Consider the following 1195-nt stretch of genomic DNA (forward strand, 5'->3'; position numbering starts at 1 on the left):
TTTTTGTATTGGGTGGTTGACGAAACTTAACGGATGTTTTAAGGTTAGGGTGTCAATCTTCGCACTTCCTCAGGGAAGTTTGTTCTCATGACTACTGTTATCCAACGTCGCTCAACCAGCAACGTGTGGGAGCAGTTCTGCGAGTGGGTCACCTCCACCGACAACCGCCTTTACATTGGCTGGTTCGGGGTGCTGATGATTCCCACCCTGCTGACTGCCACCACCTGCTTCATCATCGCCTTCATCGGGGCTCCGCCTGTGGACATCGACGGGATTCGCGAGCCTGTTTCTGGTTCTTTGCTGTACGGCAACAACATCATTTCTGGGGCTGTGGTGCCCTCTTCAGCAGCCATTGGCCTGCACTTTTATCCGATTTGGGAAGCCGCCTCACTGGATGAGTGGCTGTACAACGGCGGCCCCTACCAACTGATTGTGCTGCACTTTTTGATTGGGGTGTTCTGCTACATGGGCCGCGAGTGGGAGCTGAGCTACCGGCTGGGGATGCGTCCCTGGATTGCGGTGGCCTACTCGGCGCCGGTGGCAGCGGCCACAGCAGTGTTTTTGATTTACCCGATTGGGCAGGGGTCGTTTTCGGACGGGATGCCCTTGGGGATTTCGGGCACCTTCAACTTCATGCTGGTGTTTCAAGCGGAGCACAACATCCTGATGCACCCGTTCCACCAGTTGGGGGTGGCCGGCGTGTTTGGTGGGGCGTTGTTTAGCGCCATGCACGGGTCGCTGGTGACCTCCACCCTGATTCGGGAGACCTCGGAAGAGGAGTCCCAGAACCTGGGGTACAAGTTTGGGCAAGAGGAAGAGACCTACAACATTGTGGCGGCGCACGGGTATTTTGGCCGGTTGATTTTCCAGTATGCGTCGTTCAACAACAGCCGGAGCCTGCACTTTTTCCTGGCGGCGTGGCCGGTGGTGGGGATCTGGTTTACGGCGCTGGGGATCAGCATTATGGCGTTCAACCTGAACGGGTTCAACTTCAACCAATCGATTGTGGACAGCAACGGTCGAGTGGTGGGGACCTGGGCAGACGTGTTGAACCGTGCCAACCTGGGGATGGAAGTGATGCACGAGCGGAATGCGCACAATTTCCCGCTGGACTTGGCGGCGGTGGAAGTGGCGCCTGCGGTGCGTGGCTGATGGTCTGACCTGACGGCTTGACAAAAGCAGACGATCCCCTGGC

At 57.3% G+C, this 1195-nt stretch carries 1 protein-coding gene; it reads left to right on the forward strand.

The features are described from left to right. The first annotated feature begins 87 nt into the window (after positions 1-87). Positions 88-1152 (forward strand): photosystem II q(b) protein, encoded by a 1065-nt coding sequence (gene psbA, locus NW838_RS02540; protein ID WP_414351839.1) that lies wholly within the window; start codon positions 88-90, stop codon positions 1150-1152. The last annotated feature ends 43 nt before the right edge of the window (positions 1153-1195 follow it).

This window comes from Synechococcus sp. R55.2, from assembly GCF_047462075.1.
In the GTDB taxonomy this organism is placed as follows: domain Bacteria; phylum Cyanobacteriota; class Cyanobacteriia; order Thermostichales; family Thermostichaceae; genus Thermostichus.